Origin of the sequence: Streptomyces sp. WG7, from assembly GCF_049975785.1 — a bacterium.
Classification (GTDB): domain Bacteria; phylum Actinomycetota; class Actinomycetes; order Streptomycetales; family Streptomycetaceae; genus Streptomyces.
Genome location: NZ_JBNGGE010000029.1, coordinates 57,938 through 82,811, shown reverse-complemented (window position 1 = coordinate 82,811; position 24,874 = coordinate 57,938). Strand labels below are relative to the sequence as shown.

The window sequence follows — 24,874 nt, the reverse complement described above, 5'->3', positions numbered from 1 at the left end:
GCGGTCGGTCGCGAATCCGCCGGCGAGTGCCAGCATGCCCTGATCCGTGGCCGGGCGTCGCGAGTTGTCCACAGGCGGTGATCATTCGTCGTACTAATCAGCCGATACTCATCAGCCGGTACCAATCACTCGTGCGAATCAGTCGTACAAGTCTGTCGTACACCCGCAGGAGGGGTGGCGGATCGGCACCGAACCCATCCGGAGCCGGGACTTCCCCGTGTGCAGCGGGTAACGTCGTGGCGTGTCCGCCGACCCACTGCACCGCGCCGGGGCGCCCCAGCGCGCACCGACGAATTCGCCGCCGAACGGCTCGGGGACGAGCGCGATCGAGGTCCGCAGGAGCACCCGGCGACGCCGGACGGTCTCCGCGTACCGCGAGGGCGATCGCACCATCGTGCTGATCCCCGCCCGGATGTCCGAGGCCGAGGAACAACGCTGGGTGAGCGTCATGCTGGACAAGCTGGCCGCCCAGGAGAGCAGACGGGTCCTCGGCGACGCCGAGCTGGCCGAGCGCGCGGAGCGCCTGTCGGGCCAGTACTTCGACGGGCGGGCACGGCCCACCTCGGTCCGCTGGGTCACCAACCAGAACACGCGCTGGGGCTCGTGCACCCCCTCCGAGGGAAGCATCCGGCTGTCGCACCGCCTCCAGGGCATGCCCGAGTACGTCGTCGACTACGTCCTTCTGCACGAACTGGCGCATCTGCTCGTCCCCGGGCACGGACCCCGGTTCTGGCGGCTGCTGGAGGCGTATCCGAGGACCGAGCGGGCCCGCGGCTACCTCGAGGGCGTGGTCGCCGCCGACCGGCTGCCGCACCTGCCCGAGGCCCGCAGCGAGTGACGTGCACCTCCGAGCGAGCGCGTCAGAGGTGTCCGGCACGGCCGCGCACGGGTTCTGTACCGGGTCTGTACCGACTCCCTCCGGTGTCCGGGATTGCCGTTAGCCTGGCGCGACGCACTCGCATTCGGATGGGGGACGGTCGTAACGCATGGCCAGGGAATTCCAACGCGGCCACAAGGCCAGGATCAGTGATCTCACCGCGGGCACGGATCTGTACGTAGGCGTGCAGATCTCCGGCCCCGGACTGAGCTTCGACATCAGCTGCTTCGGTCTCGACGCCGACGAGCGGTTGTCCGACGACCGCTACTTCGTGTTCTTCAACCAACCGAAGACCCCGGAGGAGTCCATCCAGCTCCTGGGTGCGCAGGCGGGTGACATGGAGTCCTTCCGGGTCACCCTCGACAGGATCCCGCCGCGGATCCAGAAGCTCTCCTTCACGGCCACGATCGACGGCGCCGGGCAGATGTCGCAGGCCGGCCCCGGCTACATCCGGATCGTCGCGGGCGGCGAGGAGGTGGCCCGGTACCCGTTCAACGGCTCGGAGTTCTCCACCGAGCGCGCGGTGATGCTGGGCGACTTCTATCTGAAGGACGTGTGGCGGTTCGCCGCCGTCGGACAGGGCTTCGACGGCGGGCTGGACGCGCTGCTGAGGAACTTCGGTGGCGAGGTGGCCGAGGAGGAGGCGCCCGCGCCGCAGCAGGAGCAGCAGCCGCAGGCCGGTGCCGCCCCGGGTTTCGCCCCGCCGGCCCAGGCCTCTGCGCCCCCGGCTTTCGGCGCGCCTACCACCCCCGCCCCTGCTCCCGCGCCGCAGCCCGCCGCGCCCCAGGGCTTCGCCCCTCCGCCCGGCGCCACGCCGGTGGTCCCCGCCCCGACGCCAGGGCCCGACGTGCACGCCGCGCAGACCATCGTCGCGCCCATGAACACGCCGCCCGGCGGATCCCCGGTGCCGCCCCCGGCCCCGCCGCCTCCTGGTTATGGTCAGCCTCAGGCTCCCCAGGCTCCGGTTCCGCCTCCTGGTTATGGTCAGCCTCAGGCTCCGGTTCCGCCTCCTGGTTATGGTCAGCCTCAGGTCCCCCAGGCTCCGGTTCCGCCTCCTGGTTATGGTCAGCCTCAGGTCCCCCAGGCTCCGGTTCCGCCTCCCGGTTACGGTCAGCCCCAGGTCCCCCAGGTCCCCCAGGCTCCGGTCCCGCCCCCCGGTTACGGTCAGCAGACCCCTCACGGCGCCCCGCAGGGCATGCCTCAGGGAGCGCCGCAGGGTGCCGGGGTGATGGCCGCGCTCCAGCAGTTCAAGGAGACGGCGACCGGGCAGCGCTGGACCCAGCAGAACAAGAAGCTGGTCCGCGTCGACCTCGGTGCGGAAGGCCAGCCTGTACTCGCCAGGCAGGGCAGCATGGTGCTCTACCAGGGCAAGGTCGACTTCAGCTACAAGGGCGCCGGGTTCGCCGGCCGGGTCGTGGGCAACGCCACCGGCCAGGAGATGCAGCTGATGCGCTGCACCGGCAAGGGGCAGGTGTTCCTCGCCGACAACAGCGCGATGCTGCACCCCATCGAGCTCCAGGGCGACGCCATCTGCGTCTCCGCGGAGAACGTCCTCGCCTTCGACGAGAGCCTCCAGTACGAGGTCCGCCGCATCGAGGGCCACGGCATCCCCGGCGGCGCGCTGTTCACGATGCAGTTCCAGGGCACCGGCACCATCGTCGTCAAGACGCACGGCGTGCCCGTGGTGCTGCCGGTCACGCCCACCACCTTCGCCGACTGCAACGCGGTCGTCGCCTGGTCGGCCGCCGCCCAGGTGGTCGTCTCCAGCCAGGTGCGGATGCGCCGCAACTCCTACGCGGGCGACACGGGCGAGAGCGTCAACCTGCAGTTCCGGGCCGCGCCCGGCAACTTCGTCATCGTCCAGCCGTACGAGATCTGAGGGAGAGCCCGACATGAACCAGCCGCTCGCGGGCTACGCTCCCGCACCGGTCACCGCCCGCATGGAGAACCACGGCAACCACATGCTGAAGGTCGCCATGCAGACCGGGAACGACCTCCTCGCGCGTGTGGGCTCGATGACCGCCTACGAGGGCTTCGTCCAGTACGAGCCCAACCCGCCGGCCGTCCGCCAGATCGCCCGCGACTGGGCCACCGGCGAGGGCGCGCCCCTGATGAAGTGCTCCGGCGACGGCCTGCTCTACCTCGCCGACTACGGCGCCAACGTCGTCGTCATCAACCTCAACGGCGACGGGATCTCCGTCAACGCGACCAACCTGCTCGCCTTCGACGCCCACCTCACCTGGGGTGTGGAGCGGGTCAAGGGCCTGGCGAAGTTCGCCGGTCAGGGCCTGTGGAACACCAAGATCTCCGGACAGGGCTGGGTCGCCCTCACCTCCCGGGGCAAGCCGATCGTGGTCGACTGCGGCGGCGGTGAGGACGAGACGTACGTCGATCCCGACGCGCTCGTCGCCTGGTCCCCGAACCTCAAGGTGAAGGGCAAGCGCAGCTTCAAGGCGCAGTCGCTGATCGGCCGCGGCAGCGGCGAGGCCTACCAGATGGCCTTCTCCGGTCAGGGCATCGTCGTCGTCCAGCCCAGCGAGGACAGCACCGACCGCCTCCGGGTCCGGGGCTGAGGGGGAGCCAGAACATCATGCAGAGCCCGCTTTTCGCCTACAACGACCAGCAGACCCAGGAAGCCTGGAGCCTGCAGAACAAGCACATGCTCCGCGTCGCCCTGGAGGGTCACGACGACGTGCTCGCCCGCAAGGGCACGATGGTCGCCTACCAGGGGCTCGTCGAGTTCGACGCCGAGTACCAGAGCAACAACCAGTCACGCGCGCGTGCGCACACCGGTGAGGGCCTGGACCTGATGCGCTGCCACGGGCAGGGCACGGTCTTCTTCGCCAACCTCGCCCAGTACATCCATGTGATGGAGGTCGACCAGGAGGGGATCACCGTCGACAGCAGCTACGTGCTGGCGATGGACTCGTCCCTGCACCACGAGGTCATCGCGGTCGACAGCCTGTACGGCATCTCCGGTTCGGGGAAGTACCAGCTCAACATCACCGGCCGCGGCAAGGTCGCCCTGATGACCTCGGGCGCACCGCTGCTGATGCAGGTGACGCCCGACAAGTACGTCAACTGCGACGCCGACGCGATCGTCGCCTGGTCCACCGGTCTGCGCGTGCAGATGCAGGCCCAGACCCACTCCTCCGGGGTGTGGCGGCGCCGCGGCAGCACCGGCGAGGGCTGGGAGCTCAGCTTCATGGGCAGCGGCTTCGCGCTGGTCCAGCCCAGCGAACTGCTGCCGCCGCAGAACGCCCAGATCGGGCAGGGCGTAGCCGCGCAGTACGGCATGGGACAGCAGGGAGCCCGTGGTCAGAACCAGGGGAACGTCTGGAGCTGAGCCCGGAGCACGGTCCCGTAAGGGGTGATCGCGCACAGCGGTCACCCCTTACCGGGGTGACGCGGTCACCCCGTCCGGGTTCGGAGCCGGGCACGCGTTGCCTCGAGCAGGCGTACGACCGACTCGTCGGCCACGTCCGTGACCTCTGCGTACGGGAACCAGCGCAGGTCGAGGGACTCGTCGCTGATGGCCTCCACAGCCCCCTCGGGAGCCACCGCGGCGTACTGGACGTCCAGGTGCCAGGCGCAGGGCGTGTGGTGGCGGTCCAGCCGCACCGGGCCGCCCGGGGCCAGGGCGAGCCCCGCGATGCCCGACTCCTCGGTCGCCTCGCGCAGAGCCGCCTGCGCCAGCGTCGCGTCGACCGGCTCGCAGTGGCCGCCCATCTGGAGCCACATGCGCATCTTCCTGTGGAGGGTCAGCAGGACCCGCTCGCGCGACGGGTCGACGACCAGGGCGCTCGCCGTGACGTGCCCGTCCCGGCAGGCCTTCCACATGCCGTCCGGGTGCGTCGCGAGGTGGTCCAGGTAGGCCTGGCGCAGCTCGTCCTGGCCCTCATGGCCCTTCAGGACCAGGACCGCGTCCTCGTGGAGACTCACTCGGCGTCGTCGCCCTTGCCGTCGGCCTCGGCCTGGCCCTTCTCGTCCTTCTCGTCCTTCTTCTTCAGGTCGGGCTTCCCGGCCGCCTCGCCGAGCATCTTGTCCAGCTCGGAGAAGTCGAGCTGCTCACGGTGCACGAAGCCGTCCGGGTCGTCCAGGTCGGTCGCGGTCGGCAGCATGTCCGGGTGGGCCCACAGGCCGTCCCGGCCGTCGACACCGCGCGCGTCCGTCAGGGACGCCCACAGACGGGAGGCGTCGCGCAGGCGGCGCGGGCGCAGCTCCAGGCCGATCAGCGTGGCGAAGGTCTGCTCGGCGGGGCCGCCCGAGGCGCGACGGCGGCGCAGCGTCTCGCGCAGCGCGTCAGCGGAGGACAGACGCGGCTTGGCGGCGGCGTGCACCACCGCGTCCACCCAGCCCTCGACGAGCGCCAGAGCCGTCTCCAGACGGGCCAGGGCGGACTTCTGCTCGGGGGTGTCCTCCGGCTGGAACATGCCCTGCTGGAGAGCCTCCTGCAGCTGCTCCGGGTTCTGCGGGTCGAACTGGCCGACCACGTCCTCCAGCTTGGCCGTGTCGACCTTGATCCCGCGGGCGTATCCGTCGACCGCGCCGAACAGGTGCGAGCGCAGCCACGGCACGTGTGCGAAGAGGCGCTGGTGGGCGGCCTCACGCAGGGCGAGATACAGCCGCACCTCCTCCTGCGGTACGCCGAGGTCCTTCCCGAACGCCTCGATGTTCACCGGCAGCAGCGCGGCCTTGCCGACCGGGCCGAGCGGCAGGCCCACGTCGGTCGAGCCGACGACCTCGCCGGCGAGCACGCCGACGGCCTGCCCGATCTGCGTGCCGAACATGGCGCCGCCCATGGAGCGCATCATGCCGATCAGCGGGCCGGCCATGGCCTGCATCTCCTCGGGCAGCACGTCCCCCATGGCGGTGCCGACGCGCTCGGCGACCGGGTCGACGAGCTCCCGCCAGGCGGGCAGGGTCGCCTCGACCCACTCCGCGCGGCTCCAGGCCACCGCGGTGCCCGCGCCCGAGGGCAGGGCGGTCGCGTCGTCCAGCCACAGGTCGGCCAGGCGGACGGCCTCCTGGACGGCAGTGCGGTCGGTGGGACCGACGCTGGCGTCCTTCGTGCCGTCCGGCGTGCCCTGGGAGACCGTCTGGCGGGCGATCTGCTTGGCCATGTCCCAGTTCACCGGGCCGCCCTCGTAGGAGAGCATCTGGCCCAGCTGCTGGAACGCGGCACCCAGGTCGTTGGGGTTCATGGAACCGAACATGGCAGCGAACGGGTTGTCCGCACCGGGGCCACCAAGGCCACCGGCTCCGGACGGCCCGAAACCGAACGGGTTGGCCGGTCCCTGACCACCACCGCTCTGCTGGTCCTTCTTCTTGCCCTCGTCGCCGTCGTCCGGCTCCTCCGGCGGAAGGCCGAATCCGAATGGGGTGTCACTCACGGGGTTCCTCGGCTGGTAGGGCCGCCGGTTCTTTCCGGCGGCACGGCTGCCCGACTTCACCACCCAGCGTAGACACCCGGGGCGGTTCGGGCCTCGGTGCTTCGCCGACTGACGGCCTGCGGCAGGATGGATGCCACCTGGTACGTACGCGTCACCCGCGCCCGTACTGAAGACAACCGCTGGAGACGCCCGGTGAGTTCCCCAGATCCGCAGGTTCGCGCAGCGCGAAACCAGTCAACCAGTTCCTCCCGCCCCGGCGCGCGCGGACCCGTCGTCGCGGTCACCGGTGCCGCGTCCGGGGTCGGGGCGCTGCTCACCGAGCGGCTCGCCGCGTCCGACGAGGTCAGAGAGGTCGTGGCCATCGACGAACGGCGCGGTGACTGCGCGGCGGCACGGTGGCAGATCCTGGACGTACGGGATCCGGCCATCGCCGAGAAGCTGCGCGGCGCCGACGTGGTCGTGCACCTGGCGCTGGACCTCGATCTGGAGACCGACGCGGCCGCCCGGACGGCTTACAACGTCCGGGGGACGCAGACCGTCCTGACCGCCGCGGCGGCGGCCGGCGTGCACCGTGTCGTGCTGTGCACCTCCGCGATGGTCTACGGCGCCCTCCCCGACAACGAGCTGCCGCTGTCCGAGGACGCCGAACTGCGCGCCACGGCCGAGGCCACCGGGGTCGGGGACCTGCTGGAGATCGAGCGGCTCGCGCGTCGCGCACCGCGGGCGCATCCCGGCCTCAACGTCACCGTCGTCCGGCCGGCGGTGCTGGTCGGGGGCATGGACACCGCGCTGACCAGGTACTTCGAGTCGCCCCGGCTGCTCGTCGTGGCCGGGTCGCGGCCGGCCTGGCAGTTCTGTCACGTCGACGACCTGTGCAGTGCCCTGGAATACGCGGTGCTCGAGAAGGCCGACGGGGAACTGGCCGTCGGCTGTGACGGCTGGCTGGAGCAGGAGGAGGTCGAGGAGCTCAGCGGCATCCGGCGGATGGAGCTGCCGTCGGCGGTCGCGCTCGGCGCGGCGGCCCGGCTGCACCGCATCGGGCTGACGCCCTCCCCGGCCGGGGACCTGGCGTACACGATGTACCCCTGGGTGGTGAGCGGCAGCCGGCTGCACGACGCCGGATGGCGGCCGAAGTACACCAACGAGGAGGTGCTCGCGGAGCTGCTGGAGGAGGTCTCCGGGCGGCACACGGTCGCCGGGCGACGCCTCGGGCGCAAGGACGCGACCGCGGCGGGAGCCGCCGGAGCGACGGTGGCCCTGCTGGGCGCGGCCGCGGTGGTACGACGGGCACGGAAGGTCCGGCGGCGGATCTGAGGCCGGACGCGGTGCCGCCTCCGGCCTCTTGCGCACGCGCCCTGGCTTGTCTGTCTGCCTCCGGCCTTTTGCGCACGCGCCCCGGCTTGCCTGTCGGCCCACGGCCTTTTGCGCACGCGCCCCGGCTTGTCTTCCGGCCCCCGGCCCCCGGCCCCCGGCCCCCGGCCTCCTGCGCCCGCAGCCCGGCTTCTCCTGCCCGCACCCGGCCCCGTCGCCCGCCGCACACCGGCGGCGGGCCCTGTAGGAGGCTCCAAAGCGGTACGCGCGCGTGCCGGGTGATAGCGCTATTCCGCGCCGTCCGCGCGGTGGGGCACGATGGGCGCATGGCAACCACGAACGACCACCCCGGCGAACTGGCCGCGCCGGACCCCGTCAAGCTGATCGGAATCCGGGAGGCACCCCTCTCCGTGGACGAGGTCTTCCGGGCCGTCGGAGACGACGCGGCCGGCGGGACCGCGCTGTTCGTCGGGACGGTCCGCAACCACGACGGCGGGACCGACGTCGACCGGCTCGGGTACTCGTGCCACCCCAGCGCCGAGGCCGAGATGCGGCGGATCGCCGAGAAGGTCGTCGCGGAGTACCCCGTACGGGCGCTCGCGGCGGTGCACCGCGTGGGGGAGCTGGAGGTCGGGGACCTCGCCGTGGTCGTCGCCGTGTCCTGCCCGCACCGGGGCGAGGCCTTCGACGCCTGCCGGAAGCTGATCGACGACCTGAAGCACGAGGTGCCCATCTGGAAGCACCAGTCCTTCTCGGACGGTACCGAGGAATGGGTCGGCGCCTGCTGAGAGCGGCGCCGCTCCCGTAACTCCGGTTGCGTAACGGACCCCCCGGCGTGAGCGTTGTCACTGCGGATGGTTAATCTGCTGATCGGTCAGTCGCGGACGCTCATGGGGTTGGGAGGTCGGCATGGCAGCGCTTGCCTGGTTGCTGATTCCGCTTGTGGCCGCTGTCGGCGCGGGTCTGTGGGGCAGTTGGGCCAACCGGACCCGCAAGGCACGGAGCGACGGACCCGAGCTGGACGGGTACGCCCGCTTCCGCGAGGCCATGGAGAGGCCCCGTACCGGGCCCTGACCGGACGACGCGGCCCTGACGGTGTTCTGACAGTCCGGTCCCGTACTGTCGTGCCATGCCACGCCGCACCGCGACGATGCTCGCTTCCACCCTGATGCTGATCGCGCTCCTGTGCGCGGGTGTGTTCATCCCCGTGCCGTACTCGGAGATGTCCCCGGGGCCGACGGTGAACACGCTGGGGGACCACGACGGCGAGCCGGTGCTGCAGATCTCCGGTCACGAGACCTACGAGGCGAGCGGGCATCTGAACATGACCACCGTCCGGGTCACCAGCGCCGAGTACAAGATGAACCTCGTGGAGGCGGTCTACGGGTGGCTGGCGCACGACAACCGCGTGGTGCCGCACGAGACCCTCTACCCGGACGGCAAGACCGAGGAAGAGGCCACCCAGGAGAACGCCGAGGAGTTCAGCCAGTCCCAGGAGAGCGCCAAGGTCGCCGCCCTGAAGGCACTCGACATCCCGGTGAAGTCCTGGGTGGTCGTCTCCACGGTCGTCAAGGACTCCCCGGCGCAGGGCAGGCTGCACGCCGGCGACGTGATCAAGACCGTGGACGGCAAGACCGTCACGAAGCCCGCCGACGTCGCCGAGCTGGTGACCGAGCACAAGCCCGGACAGGACGTCGTCTTCACGATCGTGCCCGCCAAGGAGCAGGCCGCCGCGGAGAAGGAGGGCCGGACGCCCACCGAGACGCAGGAGGTCACGATCACCACCGCGGCCTCGGACGACGCCGGCGAGAAGCGCGCCATCGTGGGGATCTCCGCCGGGACCGATCACACGTTCCCGTTCTCCATCGACATCAAGCTGGCCGACGTCGGCGGCCCGAGTGCCGGTCTGATGTTCGCCCTCGGCATCTACGACAAGCTCACGCCGGGCGACCTGACCGGCGGCAAGTTCGTCGCCGGCACCGGGACGATCGACGACAACGGCAAGGTCGGCCCGATCGGCGGCATCGGGATGAAGACGATCGGCGCACGCGACAAGGGCGCCCGGTACTTCCTGACGCCCGCCGACAACTGCGCGGCCGCCGCCGAGGACATCCCCGACGGGCTCACCCTCGTGAAGGTGGACACCATCGACGACGCCCTCGGCGCGCTGAAGGACATCCGCTCGGGGAAGACCTCGCAGCTGCCGGAGTGCACGACCGGATGACGGGCCGAACGGCCGCGTAGAGCTCCGCGGGGTTACTCCTCGAAGGTCGCCGTCAGCGCCTGGGCCAGCCCCGGCACCAGGTCGGAGCCCGTGAGGACCTCCGTGGCGGCGTCCTTCTCCCGCAACCGCAGGGCGGAGTCGCGGGTGCCGTCGCGCAGGACCGCGACCGTCATGCGGACCTCCTGGCGGTCGGGGTGCTCCGCCACCCACTGCGCCAGTCTCGCCTCGTTCAGGCCCTCGGGGACCTGGGCCTCGGCGGACGGCGGCAGCATCAGGCGCTCCACGGCGAGGGCGCAGCCGACCACCGCATCGGGCCAGGCGATGGTGCCCAGGAACTCGTCGAGCGGCTGGTCCGTTGGAATCTCGTCCTGCTCGATCGGGGTGAGGCCGGAGCTCTCCGGCTCGTCCTGGAGACCGAGCCGGTCCGCGAGCGAGGGCTGATCGGCCCTCAGCCGTGCGGTGTCGACAAGTGCAAAGAGGCGTGCGGGCTGGTCCCAGCCGAGGCCCGAGACGTATTCGTCGATCTCGAGTACGGCCCGGGTGAGGGGGCTCGCTGCCATGGGGGTGTTGGACATGGTCACAATCCTGCCTCGTTACTGGCCCGAATCGGGAACCGAGTAAACGATGAGTAAGTTGCATAAGTGTGGGCCCACGATCTCGGGGGCGCACGGGGGGCCCACGAACCCGAGGGCCTGACGGATCAACAGCGAACTTCGAGGTGCGCACCTTGGCTTTCCAGATGCCGGACCGCGGCGGAGGCCCCCCGTCGGGGCCGCGGATCAGAGTGGGCCGCCCGTCCCGGCGTGTCCGAACCCTGCTGATGACACTGGGTGTCCTTGCCGTGCTCGGCATGGCGTTCACCATGTTCGCGGGATTCTGGACGGACTGGCTCTGGTATCGGTCGGTCCACTACTCGTCGGTGTTCACGACGACCCTGTGGACCAAGATCGGACTCTTCTTCGTCTTCGGCCTGCTGATGGCGCTCGCCGTCGGGTTCAACATCTGGCTGGCCCACCGGCTGCGGCCACCGCTGAGCGCCATGTCGATGGAGCAGCAGAACCTCGACCGGTACCGCATGGGCATCGCCCCGTACAAGAAGTGGCTGCTGCTCGGCATCACCGCCCTGGTCGGCCTCATCGCCGGCGCGTCCGCGTCCGGTCAGTGGCGGACCTGGCTCATGTGGGTCAACGGCGTCTCCTTCGGGCAGAAGGACCCCCAGTTCAAGCTGGACGTCTCCTTCTACGCCTTCGACCTGCCCTGGTACCGGTTCCTGCTCGGCTTCGGCTTCGCCGCCGTGATCATCTCCGTGATCGCCGCCGCGCTCACCCACTACCTGTACGGCGGGCTCCGCGTCACCAGCCCGGGCGCGCGCGCCACGGCCGCGGCCACCGGGCACCTGTCGGTGCTCATCGGCGTCTTCGTCGCCCTCAAGGCGGTCGCCTACTGGCTGGACCGGTACGGGCTGGCGGTGAAGTCCAGCGACTTCAAGGCGACCGACAGCTGGACCGGTCTGCGGTACGTCGACGCCAACGCCTACCTGCCGGCCAAGACGATCCTGTTCTGCATCGCCGTCATCTGCGCGCTGCTGTTCTTCGCCACCATCTGGCGGCGCACCTGGCAGCTGCCCGTGATCGGCTTCGGCCTGATGGTGCTCTCCGCGATCCTCATCGGCGGCCTGTACCCGGCGCTGGTCCAGAAGTTCCAGGTCCAGCCGAACGAGCAGGCCAAGGAAGCGCCGTACGTCGAGAAGAACCTCAAGGCGACGCGCGACGCCTACGGCATCGCGGGCACCCAGGTCACCGAGTACCCGGGCGTGAGCCAGACCAAGGACAAGACCAAGCTCCGGGACGACGTGGACGCCGCCGCGTCCATCCGGATCATGGACCCGAACGTCATCTCCCCGACGTTCCAGCAGCTCCAGCAGATGCGTAACTACTACGCGTTCCCGACCAACCTGGACGTCGACCGCTACTCCGCGGACGGCAAGGACCAGGACACGGTCATCGGTCTGCGCGAGCTGAACCTGGCCGGCATCCCGAAGAAGAACTGGATCAACAACCACTTCCGGTACACCCACGGCTACGGCGTGGTCGCGGCCAAGGGAACCGAGGTCGACTCCGAGGGCCGCCCGGTCTTCACCGAGTCCAACCTGCCGTCCGAGGGCGATCTCGGCACGTACGAGCAGCGGATCTACTACGGCGAGAAGACCACCACGTACTCGATCGTCGGCGGTCCCCAGAAGGAGATCGACTACTCCGACGACAGCGGCGAGAAGACGTTCAGTTACAAGGGCGACGGCGGGGTCGACCTGTCCAACCCGATCAACCGGGCGGCATACGCGGCGGCGTTCAGCGAGCCGCAGATCCTCTACTCCGGTGCGATCGGCGAGGGGTCGAAGATCCTCTACAACCGAACGCCCAAGGAGCGCGTCGAGGCGGTCGCCCCGTGGCTGACCATCGACGGCGACGCCTACCCGGCGGTGGTGGACGGCCGAATCCAGTGGATCGTCGACGCGTACACGACGACGAACGGCTATCCGTACGCCTCGCGTACGACGCTCGGTGACACGACCGCCGACTCGCTGACCGCCGCGAACGACCAGCGTGCGGTGGTGGCCCAGCAGAACCAGGTCAACTACATCCGCAACTCGGTGAAGGCGACCGTCGACGCGTACAGCGGCGACGTGAAGCTCTACCAGTGGGACACCCAGGATCCGGTCCTCAAGACCTGGATGAAGGCGTTCCCGAACACCGTGCAGGGCAAGAGCGAGATCTCCGACGAGCTGATGGCGCATCTGCGCTACCCGCAGGACCTGTTCAAGGTCCAGCGCGAGCTGCTCACGCGCTACCACGTGAAGGACGCCAACACGTTCCTCAGCGGCAGCGAGGTGTGGCAGGTGCCCGACGACCCGACCAACAAGTCGGGCGACGCGGTGCCGCCGTACTACCTGAGCATGAAGATGCCCGACCAGGACGAGCAGGCGTTCTCGCTCACGACGACGTTGACGCCCAACGGACGTGACAACCTCAGCGCGTTCATGGCGGTCGACGCCGAGGCGGGGACCGAGGGCTACGGCAAGATCAGAATCCTGAAGCTGCCGACGAGCACCACCGTCAACGGACCCAAACAGGTCCAGAGCCAGTTCAACTCCGAACAGGACATCGCCGAGTCCATCAGGCTGCTGAGAGGCGGCGACTCGGAGGTCGAGTACGGCAACCTGCTGACGGTGCCGCTCGACGGCGGACTGCTGTACGTGGAGCCGGTCTACGTGCGCGGCGGCGGCCTCAAGTACCCGTTGCTGCGCAAGGTGCTGGTCAGCTACGGAGGTGCCACCGCCTTCGAGAACACGCTCGACGAGGCCCTCGCCAAGGTCTTCGGGGCCGCGGAGGCCGGCACGACGGAGCCGCCACCGGACGAGGGCGAGGGCACGACCGAGCCACCGCCGACGTCCACCAACCCGACGGTCCGGGAAGCGCTGAGCGACGCGCAGAAGGCCTTCGACGCCGGCCAGAAGGCCCTGGAGCAGAAGGACCTGGCCGCGTACGCGGAGGCTCAGAAGGACCTGGAGGCGGCCCTGCAGCGCGCCGAGGAGGCGCAGGCCAACGCCGACGAGAGCGCCGGCGGCAAGAACGGCGACGACAAGGCCGGGGACAAGACCGGGGACAAGACCGAGGACGGCAAGGCCAGTCCGAGTTCCGCCCCGACCGGAGATCCCGGCGGAGGCTCGGACAGCGGCTGACCCCGCTGCTTCGAGCCGGGCGTTCGACCTGGTCAAAGCCCATCCCGCGCCGTGCTAGGGTTGTGAACACAACGGCGCGGGGTGGAGCAGCTCGGTAGCTCGCTGGGCTCATAACCCAGAGGTCGCAGGTTCAAATCCTGTCCCCGCTACTGAAGTCGTGAGCTATACGCGAACGGCCACAAAGGCCCGGATTCCGAAAGGAATCCGGGCCTTTGTGATGTGCGAACGCATGTGCCGGTGACGTCTACGGCCGCGCCTCCAGGGGGAGTTGGGGGGATCTGTGTTTGACTTGTCTCCCTGTGGGCATGTCGACAAAACGCTGAAGTGACCTCACGGGCTGCGGTATACCGGATGTACCCAGGTTGCAGGTGGTGCGACGATGGACGTTATGGGGGACATGGCAAATCTGTTCGGGACAGGGCGTTTTGCCCAGCCGTCCGGTCAGGAGGAGAGCGCGGACGAGGCCCAGGAAGCGGCCGACGAGGCCGCCGAGGAAGTGCGCCGGCGGATCGCCGCCGAGGCCGGTGACGTCGAGGCGATGAGCGTCCTCGGCGCGATGCTGCTGCGCCGCGGCGACTTCGACGGAGCCGAGTCCCATCTGCGTGCCGCCACCGCGGCCGGCGACCGGGCCGCCGCCAACAACCTGGGCGTCCTGCTGCATCAGCGCGGGTACGCCGACGACGCGGCCGGATGGTGGCGGATCGCCGCCGTCGCCGGGTCCGCCCCCGCTGCTCACGCACTGGGACGGCACTTTCGCGAGCGCGGGGACGAACCCGCCGCCGAGTACTGGCTGCGCCAGTCCGCCGAGCAGGGCCATGTGCTGGGCGCCTACGCCCTCGCCGACCTGCTGGAGCACCGGGGTGACGACGCCGGGGCCGAGCGGTGGATGCGGGCCGCGGCCGAGCGCGGGCACCGGGAGGCCGCGTACCGGCTGGCACGAGCCCTGGACCGCGGTGCCGGGCGGGACCGTGACGGCGGCGACGCAGGGGCGGCCTCCGCGGCCGAAGGGGCCGAGCAGTGGTACCGGCAGGCCGCCGCACGCGGCCACCGGCGAGCCGCCCTGCACCTCGGGACGATCCTGGAGAAGCGGGGCGAGCTCAAGGAGGCCGGCCGCTGGTACCTCACGTCCGCCAAGGACGGCGAGGCCCGCGCGGCCTGCGCGCTCGGCTTCCTGCTGCGCGACGCCGGGGACACGGAGAGCGCCGCCGTGTGGTGGCTGCGGGCCGCGCAGGACGGCGACGGCAACGCCGCCAACGCGCTGGGCGCGCTGCACGCCGAACGCGGTGAGACCCAGACCGCCGAGCGCTGGTACCGGGCCGCGATGGACGCCGGGGACGACAACGGGGCGTACAACCTCGGGCTGCTCTGCGCCGAGCAGGGGCGCACCGCACAGGCCGAGCAGTGGTACCGGCGAGCCGCGTACGCCGGACACCGGGAGGCCTCCAACGCGCTGGCCATCCTGCTGCTGCGCGGCGGGGACGAGACAGGTGCCGAGCCGTGGTTCTCCAAGGCCGCCGAGGCGGGCAGCGTCGACGCCGCGTTCAACCTCGGGATCCTGCACGCGGGACGGGGCGAGGAGCAGGCGGCGCTGCGCTGGTACGAGCGGGCGGCCGCCGCCGGGCACACCGAGGCGGCGTTGCAGGTCGGCATGGCGCGCCTGCGGGACGGGGACGAGCGCGAGGCCGAGCGGTTCCTGCGGTGCGCGGCGGGGGGCGGCAGCGCGGAGGCCGCCTACCGCCTGGCGACGGTACTGGACGCGCGTCGCCCGCCCGCGCCCGCGCACGAGCTGGGTGAGACGGCACAGGAGAAGTCCGAGTGCGAGGAGTGGTACGAGCGGGCGGCTTCCCAGGGGCACCGGCGGGCCCAGGTGCGGGTCGGCATGCTGGCCGCGGCGCGGGGCGACGTGGTCGAGGCCGCGCGGTGGTACCGGGAGGCGGCCGAGGCCGGATCCCGCAACGGCGCGTTCAACCTGGGGCTGCTGCTGGCCCGCGAGGGCAGCGAGCCGGAGGCCGTCGTGTGGTGGCGCCGGGCGGCCGACGCCGGACACGGGCGGGCGGCGTTGCGGCTGGCGCTGGTCTGCGCGCGGCGGGGGGAGCTGGCCGAGGGGCAGCGCTGGGCCGACCGGGCGGTGTCGCTGGGGCCGCGGGAAGTGGGGGAGCGGGCGGCTCGGCTGCGAGACGCGTTGCGGCAGGAGTTGTCGGCGTGACGCGTGACGCGTGACGCGTGATGCGTCACGCTGCGCTGAGCCGGGTGCCCTGTGAGGCGGCCGGTGTTGTCGCTGGGCGGCGGCGTGGTCCCTCTCAGGCCGTTCAGGCACCGTTCGGGCACTGAGGGAGGCGCGACTGCCCCGGCTGCGGCGGAAGCGATTTGCTTCTGGTCGTGGGGTTGACGTAATGTTCCATTCATCGACGCGGGGTGGAGCAGCTCGGTAGCTCGCTGGGCTCATAACCCAGAGGTCGCAGGTTCAAATCCTGTCCCCGCTACTGAAGGCCGAGGGCCGGAATCCGAAAGGGTTCCGGCCCTCGGTGCGTTCACCGGGAGCCGGTTACCGGTCACTGTTCACCGGTCACTGTTCACCGGTCACGGTTCACCACGTCCGCTCCCACGACGAAGCCCCGGCACCATCGGTGCCGGGGCTTCGTGCGAGGACGGGTGGAAGGGCTTACGCCGCAACGCAGTTCGGGCAGGTGCCGCGGTACGTCACCTCGACGTCGGAGACGGTGAAGCCGAAACGCTCCGAGTCGGGGAGATCGGCCAGCGGGTTGCCGACCGGGTGGACGTCGCGAATCGCGCCGCACTGGGCGCAGACCAGGTGGTGGTGCGGCTGGTGCGCGTTCGGGTCGTACCGCTTGGCACGCTTGTCCGTCGCGACTTCCAGTACCTCACCGAGCGAGACCAGCTCGCCCAGGGTGTTGTAGACGGTCGCCCGGGAGATCTCGGGGAGCTTGTCCACGGCCCTGGCGTGCACCTCGTCGGCCGTCAGGTGGACGTGTTCGCCGTCGAGGACCTCGGCCACGACGCGCCGCTGCGCGGTCATGCGCCAGCCGCGTCCACGCAGCCGTTCCAGTAGGTCACTCATACAGACCAGCCTAACAGCAAGGGGGGCCAGGCCCCGAACGTGTGTGACTTTGGAGTCTTACTTGACTTAGACATTGTCCATTGTAGGATCGGTAGCGGCATTAGCCAAGGGACAGGTTTTGCAGGATTGGCGCAGGAGGCAGTACGTGACTCAGGGACCGCTCACTACGGAGACCGGTGCACCGGTAGCCGACAACCAGAACAGCGAGACCGCGGGCATCGGCGGCCCCGTGCTCGTCCAGGACCAGCTCCTTCTGGAGAAGCTGGCCCACTTCAACCGTGAGCGCATTCCGGAGCGCGTCGTGCACGCCCGCGGCGCCGGCGCCTACGGCACCTTCACGGTCACCGCCGATGTCACCAAGTACACCCGGGCGAAGTTCCTCTCCGAGGTCGGCAAGGAGACGGAGACCTTCCTCCGCTTCTCCACCGTGGCCGGCAACCTGGGCGCGGCGGACGCCGTCCGCGACCCGCGCGGCTTCTCGCTGAAGTTCTACACCGAAGAGGGCAACTACGACCTCGTCGGCAACAACACCCCGGTGTTCTTCATCAAGGACGCCATCAAGTTCCCCGACTTCATCCACACCCAGAAGCGCGACCCCTACACGGGTTCGACGGAGATGGACAACGTCTGGGACTTCTGGAGCCTGTCGCCGGAGTCCACGCACCAGGTGACCTGGCTGTTCGGTGACCGCGGCATCCCGGCGTCGTACCGCCACATGGACGGCTTCGGCTCGCACACCTTCCAGTGGAACAACGAGGCGGGCGAGGCCTTCTGGGTCAAGTACCACTTCAAGACGGACCAGGGCATCAAGTGCCTGACGCAGGCCGAGGCCGACAAGCTCGCCGGTGAGGACCCCGACTCCCACCAGCGCGACCTGCGCGAGGCCATCGAGCGCGGTGACTTCCCGTCCTGGACGGTCGGCGTGCAGATCATGCCCGTGGCCGAGGCCGCGACGTACCGCTTCAACCCGTTCGACCTGACCAAGGTGTGGCCGCACGCGGACTACCCGATCGTGTGGTTCGGCAAGCTGGAGCTCAACCGCAACCCGGAGAACATCTTCGCCGAGGTCGAGCAGTCGATCTTCTCCCCGGCGCACTTCGTGCCCGGCATCGGCCCGTCCCCGGACAAGATGCTCCAGGGCCGCCTGTTCGCCTACGGCGACGCCCACCGCTACCGCGTCGGCATCAACGCCGACCACCTGCCGGTGAACCGTCCGCACGCCACCGAGGCGCGCACCAACTCCCGTGACGGCTACCTGTACGACGGTCGCCACAAGGGTGCGAAGAACTACGAGCCGAACAGCTTCGGCGGCCCGTTCCAGACGGACAGGGCCCTGTGGCAGCCGGTCGCGGTCTCCGGTGTCACCGGCGACCACGAGGCTCCGTCGCACGCCGAGGACAACGACTTCGTCCAGGCGGGCAACCTCTACCGGCTGATGACGGACGAGGAGAAGGAGCGGCTGATCGGCAACCTGGCCGGTGCCCTCTCCGGCGTCTCGCGCGACGACATCATCGAGCGTGCGATCGACAACTTCCGTCAGGCCGACGGTGACTTCGGCAAGCGGCTGGAGGCCGCGGTCCAGGCCCTGCGCGGCTGACGTCCAGCACTGGACCGCTTGTCGTAGCGGCGGGCCGGATCCCCGGGTACGGGGGTCCGGCCCGTTCGTCGTGTCAGCGGGAGTGACGCGAGGGGTGTCGCCGGAAATGCCGGTCACCGGAAGCGCCGCCGGACGGACTCTCGTCAGGCGGTCACCGCCGGCGTCTCGTGCCGCGAGCGTGCCGGTGCCCAGCAGCGGATGATGTCGCGTACCGAGACGATGCCGGCGGGCTCCCCGCGGTCGAGGACGATGAGGTGGCGGAAGCCGCCGTGCGCCATCGCCCGGGCCGCCTCCTCCACGGTCCAGGACGGTGCGGCGAACACGACGTCGGTGGTGGTGTGGGCGTGGGCGCGTTCGGTGTCCGGGTCCTGGCCCAGGCCGACCGAGACGAGGACGTCGCGTTCGGTGAGGATGCCGATGCCGCCGGCGTCGGGGTCGTACACCACGGCCGCCCCGACGCGGCGTGCGGACATCAGGGCGGCGGCCTGGCGGAGGGTGTGGGCGGGGCCGATGGTGAGGACGACCGTGCTCATGGCTTCGCGGACGAGCATGGGTGGAGCCACCTCCTGCCGGTGATCCATGAGTTGGTTCATGGATTCACAAGTTCACAAGTAGGGGGACTCTCAGAGTGGCAGGTAAAGCACGGGTCAACAAGGGGCCGGGCGATGGTGCGCGGGGTGCGCCAGGAAGGCGCTCGGTAGCGCTGGTCGAGAACAGCGCTCTGGCGGCGCTGCCGGGGATGCCCTGCAGCTAGCCGATGACCTGCGTTCATGCTGTCATCACCGGTTGTCGCCGGCCACCCTCGGACGGTCCACGGTGATCTACCCCCTGTAAACGTTGATCCAGGCGATCTGTGTCCGTAGAGAGCCAGGACATAGCCGGGCGGGTGAGCCGGCCATTTCGTGTTCCGGCCGACTGTATCCGCCGCCTGTCGGACTCAGTCTCTCGCCCGCATGGCCCCACCGACACGAGCTCTTGCCGCGGGAGTGTGACAATCACGTATATGTGTGGGGCCCGAGTGGGTAGCCGGTGGCGAAAAGGGAGGCAATGCCATGTTGTTTTTCTACGACCGGCAGACGGGAGGTGCCGCATCCGGCAAGCTCGATGGCAGTGGTGACTACGTCAACCTCAACGACTTCCCGGCCGGACAGTTCGGGGAGTGGACGCACGTTGTGCCCGGAGGCGGCCAGCTCTTCTTCTACGACCGGCAGACGCGAGGTGCCGCATCGGGCAAGCTCGATGCCAGTGGTGACTACGTCAACCTCAAGGACTTCCCGGCCGGACAGTTCGGGGAGTGGACGGACGTCGTGCCCGACGGCGTTCTGGTCTTCTTCTACGACAGGCAGACGCGAGGTGCCGCATCCGGCAAGCTCGATACCAGTGGTGACTACGTCAACCTCAAAGACTTCCCAGCTGGACAGTTCGGGGACTGGACCCGCATCGTCTCCGCCGGCGGCGATTTCTTCGCCCGTTTCTTCTTCTACAGCAAGGACACGGGAGGTGGTGCATCGGGCGAGCTCCGCGACGACGGTGACTACGTCAACCTGAAGGATTTTCCGGCCGGGCAGTTCGGGAAATGGACCAACATTGTCTTCGACGAAGGCGCCTCCAAGCTCTTCTTCTACAGCAAGGACACGGGAGGTGCTGCATCGGGCAAGCTCGATAACGGCGGTGACTACGTCAACTTGAAGGATTTTCCGGCCGGGCAGTTCGGGCAATGGACCAACATCGTGTCCACCCGCAGCAAGCTCTTCTTCTACAACCAGGACACCGGAGCTGCCGCATCGGGCGAGCTGGATGAGGGTGGTGGGTACGTCAACCTGAAGGACTTCCCGGCTGGACAGTTCGGGAGCTGGACCAACTTGGGTGTGACCCAGGAGGGGACTCCCTGACAGCGGCGACGGTGGCCGATGGCTCCCTGGTCCCCCCCAGGCGCTGGCTCTCATGACGGCCCCACGACGGCTCAGAGGGCCTGCGAGAGGGAGGAACGCGCAGGCCAGGCCGTACTCAGCATCAGTAACGCTGGTTGAGGTACCCGAGAAGCTCGTCGTGCAGCCGGCCGTTCGAGGCCGCCGCGTTGCCGCTGTTCGGGCCGGGGCGGCCGTCGAGGCCGGTGAAGGTGCCCCCGGCCTCCGTGACGATGATCGAGTTAGCGGCCATGTCCCAGAGGGAGAGCTCGGGTTCGGCGCAGATGTCGACCGAGCCCTCGGCGACCATCATGTACGGCCAGAAGTCGCCGTACGCGCGCGTGCGCCACACCTCGCGGGTCAGGTCGAGGAAACCGTCGAGCCGGCCCTGCTCCTCCCAGCCGCCGAGCGACGAGTACGCGAAGGAGGCGTCGGAGAGCGCGGAGACCTGGGAGACCTGCAGCCGGGAGGCCGAGGTCAGGCTGCGGCCGGTGAAGGCTCCGTGGTCCTTCACCGCCCACCAGCGGCGGCCGAGCGCCGGGGCGGAGGCGAGGCCGACGACGGGCTGGTAGCCGCCCTCGCCCGCCTCCATGAGGGCGATGAGGGTGGCCCAGACGGGGACGCCGCGCACGTAGTTCTTGGTGCCGTCGATCGGGTCGATGATCCAGCGGCGGGGGCCGGTGCCCTCGACGCCGTACTCCTCGCCGAGCACCGCGTCGCGGGGGCGGGCGCGGGCGAGGTGGCCGCGGATGAGTTCCTCGGCGGCCTTGTCCGCCTCGCTCACCGGGGTCATGTCCGGCTTGGTCTCGACCTTCAGGTCGAGGGCCTTGAAGCGTTCCATCGTCGCGGCGTCGGCGGCGTCCGCGAGAACGTGGGCGAGGCGGAGGTCGTCGAGGTAGTCGGCCATGCGGTCACGGTATCTGCCGGGGGCGGGGCGGGGCTACCAGGGGTTCGGCGGGCGGAGGGCGGGTGCCGGCGCCGGTGGGCCCCCGGCCCGGTATCCGTCGGGGCGCGGGCCCGTCGGACACCGGGCGCAGGAGGGTGCGCGGCCCGGCGTGGCGGCGTGCGACTGCCCGCGGTCGTGTCGGCGGGTGGCCGCCGGTGGCCGTGACGGTCTGTGACCGCCTGCGGTCGGGTCGGGGTGCGACTGCCGGTGGCCGCGGCGGCGTGCGCGAAGGCCCTTGACAGTGCCCCCAGGCCCGTCAAACCTGGGCACCAGGTCGCTCGGCCCGAGGGAGGCGATGGTGCCTGCAGCCCGGGAGTCCCTGCTCGATGCCGCTTACGCGGCGTTGGCGCGCCGGCCGTGGTCCGCTGTGCGGATGGTGGACGTCGCGGCGGCGGCCGGAGTGTCCCGGCAGACGCTGTACAACGAGTTCGGGAGCAAGGAGGGGCTCGCCCGGGCGCTCGTCCGCAGGGAGGCGGACGGATACCTGGCCGGAGTGGAGCGCGCCCTCGCCGGCGGCCCCGAGGACGACTCGTGCGAACGGCTCACCGCGACCGCCGAGTGGACCACGTCCGCCGCCCGGGACAACGCGCTGGTGCGGGCCATGCTCACCGGCTGCTGGAGCGAGCGGCTGCCCTCCCCGGCCCTGACCGCGGTGCCGTCCTCCTCGGCCGTGCCGGCCCAGCGCAGGGCCGACGGTCCGCTGCCCTCGCCCGGCGACTTCGTCGCCCTCGTGCGCGACCGTGCCGTGGCCGTCGTCCTGAAGGGCGGCGGCACGTTTCCGTGGCCGGACGCCACCGAGCTGGCCCGCTCCTGCGAACTGGCCGTACGTCTCGCCCTGTCCTGCGTCGCGGCGCCGCCCGCCGAGGGCGGGGTGGCGGACCTCGTGCGCGCCGCCCTGCCGCGCCGGCCGGCGCCGTAGCGGCGAACGCCTCAGTGCGCCGAGCCCGACAACTGCAGCCCGATCACGCCGATGATGACCAGGCTGATCGAGACGATCTTCAGCGTCGAGACCAGGTCCCCGAGGAAGACCATGCCGTAGATGGCGGTGCCCGCCGCGCCGATGCCGGTCCACACCGCGTACGCGGGGCCGACGTCGAGCTTCTTCAGGGACATGGTCAGCAGGCCGAAACTGCCCAGCGCGAAGACGCAGAAGGCGATGGTGGGCCAGAGCCGGGTGAAACCGTGCGACAGCTTCAGGCAGACGGCGAAGCCGGTTTCGAGCACCCCGGCCACTATGACCAGCAGCCACGCCATGTGTTGTCCTCCCGTAGTCCCCTACCGTGACCGCTGCGCCGATCGGTCGCCTCGTCCGACTATGCCCGGACTTGGACACGACGTGGGTGCGACTTGGTGCGATTATGCACTTACCGGTACCACGGCACGGCAAACAACGCGGAGGTCAGTCGCCTTCCTTCCGCTCCCGCGTCGACAGCAGCCGGCGCAGCGAGTACAGCCGCGCCGGGTCGGCGTGCCCCTCGGCGACCCACGCGTCCAGCGCGCAGTCGGGTTCGTCGTGGCCGCACGCGCGGGGGCAGCCCTCGGTGCCGGGCACCAGGTCGGGGAAGGCGTTGATCACCCGGGACGGGTCGATGTGCGCGAGCCCGAACGACCGCACGCCCGGAGTGTCCACGACCCAGCCACCCGCCTCGGAGGACAGCGGCAGGGCGAGGGCCGAGGTCGTCGTGTGCCGGCCGCGTCCCGTCACCGCGTTGACGTGGCCCGTCACGCGCCGGCGATCCTCGGGCACCAGGGTGTTGACGAGGGTCGTCTTGCCGACGCCGGAGTGGCCGACGAAGGCCGTGATCTTGCCGTCCAGGTGTTCTCGTACGAGGTCGGCCGCCGCGCCGTTCTCCAGCCCCTCGCGGCTGGTGACGACGTACGGGATGTCCAACGCGCCGTACAGCTCCAGGAGTTCGTCGGGCGGCGCGAGGTCCGACTTGGTCATGACGAGCAGCGGGGTGAGGCCGCCGTCGAACGCCGCGACCAGGCAGCGGTCGATCAGGCGTGGGCGCGGCTCGGGGTCGGCGAGGGCGGTGACGATGGCGAGCTGGTCGGCGTTGGCGACGACCACGCGCTCGTAGGGGTCGTCGTCGTCCGCCGTGCGGCGCAGCACCGAGGTGCGCTCCTCGATGCGGACGATCCGCGCGAGCGTGTCCTTCTTGCCGGACAGGTCACCGACCAGTGCCACCCGGTCGCCGACGATCGCGGCCTTGCGGCCCAGTTCGCGGGCCTTCATCGCCATGACGACCCGGTCCTCGACCAGGCAGGTCAGCCGGCCGCGGTCCACGGTGAGGACCAGGCCCCCGGCGGCGTCCTCGTGCTTGGGCCGGGTGTGGGTACGCGGCCGGTTGCCCTTGCGGTTGGGACGGGAGCGGATGTCGTCCTCGTCGGTGTGCTTGCCGTAGCGGCGCATGGCGAACCGTCCCTACGCCTCGAGCATCCCGGTCCACAGGGCGGGGAATTCGGGCAGGGTCTTGGCGGTCGTCGCCACGTTCTCGATCTCCACGCCCTCGACCGCGAGGCCGATGATCGCGCCGGCGGTGGCCATGCGGTGGTCCTCGTAGGTGTGGAAGACGCCGCCGTGCAGGCGCCGCGGGCGGATGTGCAGGCCGTCGGCGGTCTCGGTGACGTCGCCGCCGAGCTCGTTGATCTCCTTGGTGAGCGCGGCCAGCCGGTCCGTCTCGTGCAGGCGCAGATGCGCCACCCCGCGCAGGGTGGAGGGGGAGCCCGCGAGGGCGGCGACGGCCGCGATGCCCGGGGTCAGCTCGCCGACCTCGCCGAGGTCCACGTCGATGCCGTGCACCGCACCCGATCCGGTGAAGACGAGTCCGTAGTCCGTCAGTTCGCAGGAACCGCCCATCTCGGTGAAGATCTCGCGGAGCCGGTCGCCGGGCTGGGTGGTGCGGGACGGCCAGTCGGGGATGACGACCCTGCCGCCGGTCACGAGCGCCGCCGCCAGGAACGGCTGGGCGTTGGACAGGTCCGGCTCGATGGTCAGGTCGCGGCCGAGCAGCGCTCCCGGCGTGACCCGCCAGACGTTCGGCTCGCCGCCGGACTCCGGGGTGTCGACCTGGGCGCCGACCGAGCGCAGCATGTCGACGGTCATCCGGATGTGCGGCATGGACGGCAGCGCGGAGCCGGTGTGGCGGACCTCCACGCCCTGGTTGAAGCGCGGGCCGGACAGCAGCAGCGCGCTGACGAACTGCGAGGACGACGACGCGTCGATCTCGACCGGACCGCCCTCCAGGGCGCCGCTGCCGTGCACGGTCATCGGCAGCGCGCCGCGCCCGTCGTCGTCGATGCGGGCTCCGAGGGTGCGCAGCGCGTCGATCACGCCGTGCAGGGGGCGCTCGTACGAGCGCGGGTCGCCGTCGAAGCGGATGGCGCCGTCGGCGAGCGTGGCGACCGGAGGCAGGAAGCGCATGACCGTGCCGGCGTTGCCCACGTCGACGGTGGCCGGGCCGCGCAGGCCCGCCGGGATGACCCGCCAGAACTCGCCGGTGCCCTCGGGGCCGACGCCCTCCTCGATCTCGACGCCCATCGCGCGCAGGGCGCCGGCCATCAGCAGGGTGTCGCGGGAGCGCAGCGGGCGGCGCAGCCAGCCGGGCTCGGAGGCGAGGGCGGCCAGCACCAGGGCGCGGTTGGTGACCGACTTGGACCCGGGCACGTGGACGGTCGCGTCGACGGCTCCGCTCGCGTGCGGGGCGGGCCAGAGGGCGGTGTGCGCGGGGTTCACGGTCATGGGCCCCACTTTAATGGCAGAGAACGACCGGAGATCTTGATCAAAAGCGGAGAAACCCG

The 24,874-nt window shown here is 70.4% G+C and carries 22 protein-coding genes and 2 tRNA genes; 15 read left to right on the top strand and 9 right to left on the bottom strand.

From position 1 onward, the window contains the following. Positions 1–241: 241 nt before the first annotated feature. The 4 genes from ACP4J0_RS25610 (at position 242) to ACP4J0_RS25595 (ending at position 4,223) form a co-directional block, all read left to right on the top strand. Entirely contained in the window at positions 242–838 is a 597-nt protein-coding gene (locus ACP4J0_RS25610) for a M48 family metallopeptidase (RefSeq protein WP_426601069.1), read from the top strand. 148 nt (positions 839–986) lie between these two features. Continuing rightward, entirely contained in the window at positions 987–2,756 is a 1,770-nt protein-coding gene (locus ACP4J0_RS25605) for a TerD family protein (RefSeq protein WP_426601067.1), read from the top strand. Positions 2,757–2,769: 13 nt separating this feature from the next. After that, positions 2,770–3,450, top strand: coding sequence for an AIM24 family protein (locus ACP4J0_RS25600; RefSeq protein ID WP_398136170.1), 681 nt, complete (start codon positions 2,770–2,772; stop codon positions 3,448–3,450). A 17-nt stretch (positions 3,451–3,467) separates the two neighbouring features. Next, positions 3,468–4,223: an AIM24 family protein gene (locus tag ACP4J0_RS25595; protein WP_426601064.1), complete on the top strand. Its 756-nt coding sequence runs from the start codon at positions 3,468–3,470 to the stop codon at positions 4,221–4,223. Between the two features lie 65 nt (positions 4,224–4,288). On the opposite strand, the gene ACP4J0_RS25590 is transcribed toward ACP4J0_RS25595, so the two are convergent. Next, positions 4,289–4,819, bottom strand: coding sequence for an NUDIX hydrolase (locus ACP4J0_RS25590; protein WP_426601063.1), 531 nt, complete (start codon positions 4,817–4,819; stop codon positions 4,289–4,291). Further along, positions 4,816–6,270 carry a zinc-dependent metalloprotease gene (locus ACP4J0_RS25585; protein ID WP_426601061.1) on the bottom strand — a complete coding sequence of 485 codons (1,455 nt, stop codon included), beginning with the start codon at positions 6,268–6,270 and terminating at the stop codon, positions 4,816–4,818. Before ACP4J0_RS25585 ends, ACP4J0_RS25590 begins: the two co-directional genes overlap by 4 nt. 192 nt (positions 6,271–6,462) lie before the next feature. Between ACP4J0_RS25585 and ACP4J0_RS25580 the strand changes: the two genes are divergently transcribed. The 4 genes from ACP4J0_RS25580 (at position 6,463) to ACP4J0_RS25565 (ending at position 9,805) form a co-directional block, all read left to right on the top strand. Beyond that, a complete protein-coding gene (locus ACP4J0_RS25580) occupies positions 6,463–7,584 on the top strand; it encodes an SDR family oxidoreductase (RefSeq protein ID WP_426601059.1) in 1,122 nt (373 codons plus the stop codon). A 323-nt stretch (positions 7,585–7,907) separates the two neighbouring features. Next, positions 7,908–8,369, top strand: a complete 462-nt coding sequence (locus tag ACP4J0_RS25575; protein WP_426601057.1) for a molybdenum cofactor biosynthesis protein MoaE — start codon at positions 7,908–7,910, stop codon at positions 8,367–8,369. Positions 8,370–8,490: 121 nt separating this feature from the next. Continuing rightward, positions 8,491–8,655 (top strand): hypothetical protein, encoded by a 165-nt coding sequence (locus ACP4J0_RS25570; protein ID WP_398136165.1) that lies wholly within the window; start codon positions 8,491–8,493, stop codon positions 8,653–8,655. 55 nt (positions 8,656–8,710) lie between these two features. Next, positions 8,711–9,805, top strand: coding sequence for a YlbL family protein (locus ACP4J0_RS25565; protein ID WP_426601054.1), 1,095 nt, complete (start codon positions 8,711–8,713; stop codon positions 9,803–9,805). A 32-nt stretch (positions 9,806–9,837) separates the two neighbouring features. Here ACP4J0_RS25565 and ACP4J0_RS25560 read toward each other — a convergent pair whose 3' ends face one another. Further along, on the bottom strand, positions 9,838–10,380 hold the full coding sequence (locus ACP4J0_RS25560) for a PPA1309 family protein (RefSeq protein ID WP_426601053.1): 543 nt from the start codon (positions 10,378–10,380) through the stop codon (positions 9,838–9,840). A gap of 164 nt (positions 10,381–10,544) precedes the next feature. On the opposite strand from ACP4J0_RS25560, the gene ACP4J0_RS25555 reads away from it, so the two are divergent. The 4 genes from ACP4J0_RS25555 to ACP4J0_RS25540 all read left to right on the top strand — a co-directional run bounded on the left by ACP4J0_RS25555 (position 10,545) and on the right by ACP4J0_RS25540 (position 16,027). Then, positions 10,545–13,544, top strand: coding sequence for a UPF0182 family protein (locus ACP4J0_RS25555; protein ID WP_426601093.1), 3,000 nt, complete (start codon positions 10,545–10,547; stop codon positions 13,542–13,544). Positions 13,545–13,619: 75 nt separating this feature from the next. Continuing rightward, positions 13,620–13,693, top strand: a tRNA-Met gene (locus ACP4J0_RS25550). A 239-nt stretch (positions 13,694–13,932) separates the two neighbouring features. Further along, complete coding sequence (locus tag ACP4J0_RS25545) at positions 13,933–15,750, top strand: tetratricopeptide repeat protein (RefSeq protein ID WP_426601051.1); 1,818 nt, start codon at positions 13,933–13,935, stop codon at positions 15,748–15,750. 203 nt (positions 15,751–15,953) lie between these two features. Continuing rightward, positions 15,954–16,027, top strand: a tRNA-Met gene (locus ACP4J0_RS25540). Positions 16,028–16,206: 179 nt separating this feature from the next. Here the strand turns inward: ACP4J0_RS25540 and ACP4J0_RS25535 are convergent. Then, entirely contained in the window at positions 16,207–16,623 is a 417-nt protein-coding gene (locus ACP4J0_RS25535) for a Fur family transcriptional regulator (protein WP_398136161.1), read from the bottom strand. A gap of 145 nt (positions 16,624–16,768) precedes the next feature. On the opposite strand from ACP4J0_RS25535, the gene ACP4J0_RS25530 reads away from it, so the two are divergent. Continuing rightward, positions 16,769–18,220: a catalase gene (locus tag ACP4J0_RS25530; RefSeq protein ID WP_426601049.1), complete on the top strand. Its 1,452-nt coding sequence runs from the start codon at positions 16,769–16,771 to the stop codon at positions 18,218–18,220. Positions 18,221–18,363: 143 nt separating this feature from the next. Here ACP4J0_RS25530 and ACP4J0_RS25525 read toward each other — a convergent pair whose 3' ends face one another. Then, the gene (locus ACP4J0_RS25525; RefSeq protein ID WP_426601047.1) at positions 18,364–18,771 is read right to left on the bottom strand and encodes a CBS domain-containing protein; all 408 of its coding nucleotides are present in this window, start codon (positions 18,769–18,771) and stop codon (positions 18,364–18,366) included. Between the two features lie 501 nt (positions 18,772–19,272). Here ACP4J0_RS25525 and ACP4J0_RS25520 point away from each other — a divergent pair. After that, positions 19,273–20,112, top strand: coding sequence for a hypothetical protein (locus tag ACP4J0_RS25520; protein ID WP_426601046.1), 840 nt, complete (start codon positions 19,273–19,275; stop codon positions 20,110–20,112). Between the two features lie 121 nt (positions 20,113–20,233). Here ACP4J0_RS25520 and hisN read toward each other — a convergent pair whose 3' ends face one another. Next, positions 20,234–21,034, bottom strand: coding sequence for a histidinol-phosphatase (hisN, locus tag ACP4J0_RS25515; RefSeq protein WP_426601044.1), 801 nt, complete (start codon positions 21,032–21,034; stop codon positions 20,234–20,236). 334 nt (positions 21,035–21,368) lie between these two features. Between hisN and ACP4J0_RS25510 the strand changes: the two genes are divergently transcribed. Continuing rightward, positions 21,369–21,992 (top strand): TetR/AcrR family transcriptional regulator, encoded by a 624-nt coding sequence (locus ACP4J0_RS25510; RefSeq protein ID WP_426601042.1) that lies wholly within the window; start codon positions 21,369–21,371, stop codon positions 21,990–21,992. A gap of 11 nt (positions 21,993–22,003) precedes the next feature. Here ACP4J0_RS25510 and ACP4J0_RS25505 read toward each other — a convergent pair whose 3' ends face one another. From ACP4J0_RS25505 to aroA, 3 genes are all read right to left on the bottom strand, one after another. Continuing rightward, the gene (locus ACP4J0_RS25505) at positions 22,004–22,327 is read right to left on the bottom strand and encodes a DMT family transporter (protein WP_019326978.1); all 324 of its coding nucleotides are present in this window, start codon (positions 22,325–22,327) and stop codon (positions 22,004–22,006) included. A gap of 145 nt (positions 22,328–22,472) precedes the next feature. After that, positions 22,473–23,486 (bottom strand): ribosome small subunit-dependent GTPase A, encoded by a 1,014-nt coding sequence (gene rsgA / locus ACP4J0_RS25500; RefSeq protein WP_426601040.1) that lies wholly within the window; start codon positions 23,484–23,486, stop codon positions 22,473–22,475. Positions 23,487–23,498: 12 nt separating this feature from the next. Beyond that, positions 23,499–24,815: a 3-phosphoshikimate 1-carboxyvinyltransferase gene (gene aroA, locus ACP4J0_RS25495; RefSeq protein WP_426601039.1), complete on the bottom strand. Its 1,317-nt coding sequence runs from the start codon at positions 24,813–24,815 to the stop codon at positions 23,499–23,501. Between the last annotated feature and the right edge of the window lie 59 nt (positions 24,816–24,874).